Below are 1,082 nucleotides of genomic sequence, written 5' to 3' on the forward strand. Positions count from 1 at the left end.
GAAGTTTGAAGGCGATGGCTACGTTCTGGTATCGGATGGCTTCAAGCCAGGTACTAAGTTTGGTGTCGGCACGCCAACTTATGAAGTTCACTTCAAGCATGGCATGACGCATACCGATGCAACCGACAAGAATGCTGAACAAAAGATTGTTACGGAAACAATTCACTATGTTTACGAAAACAATCAAACCGCTAAGCCAGATTACACGTCAGCAGTTGACTTTAAACGCGGCTACACGACTGACAAAGTTACGCGTAAGATTGTTTCCTACGATCCATGGACGGTATCCAGCAAGAAGTTTGGCGTTGTAAAGAGTCCAGCAATTGAAGGCTACACGCCAAACCGTAAGCAAATCGATGAAATCACCGTTACGCCAGATTCAAAAGACGTTGTCAAGACGGTGGTTTATGTTGGAAATGCTCAAGAAGCCCAAGCTATCTTCTATGATGAGACGACGGGTAAGGAAATTGCCAACACGCGTGAAATTGCAACTGGCAAGACTGATGAAACGATCAGCTTTGCCAAGGATCCAAATGAAGTTGTTAAGGAACTGGAAGCTAAGGGCTACGTCTTTGACAAGGACAATGCTAACAACAATGTCTTTGTCGCTGGTACGGCCTATGACAAGAATTCTGAAGTTCACCAATACTTCAAGTACTACCTGAAGCACGGCCATGCAGCAGTAACGCCAGACCAAGATTCACAAAATGGTCAAACGACGGTTACGCAGACAATCAAGTACCAATACGCTGATGGTACGGCAACGGGCTTAGCAGACAATGTTCAAACCTTGACGTTCAAGCGTACAGGTGACGAGGATCTCGTTACTGGGAAAGTAACCTGGCCAGACTGGTCAACGGTTGCCGGTCAACAAACCAGTGCCGTAACCAGTCCAACTCTTAAGGGCTATACTGCTGATACCAGTGAGATTCCAGCTGCTACCTACCATGCCGGCGACAGTGATGTTATCTATGTCGTTAAGTACAGTGCCGATGCCCAACGTGCTGTAATCAAGTACATTGATGGCGAGACTGGTAAAGACTTGCAGGACCCTGACACAGTTGATGGTCACACTAATGAAA

General features: G+C 46.4%; 1 protein-coding gene. It reads left to right on the plus strand.

The window, feature by feature from the left end; all coding sequences use genetic code 11:
• The coding region (locus tag FC47_RS10690; RefSeq protein WP_420896573.1) for a mucin-binding protein at positions 1–1,082 on the plus strand (1,082 nt) is incomplete at both ends.

Source organism: Limosilactobacillus mucosae DSM 13345 (assembly GCF_001436025.1).
Lineage (GTDB): Bacteria > Bacillota > Bacilli > Lactobacillales > Lactobacillaceae > Limosilactobacillus > Limosilactobacillus mucosae.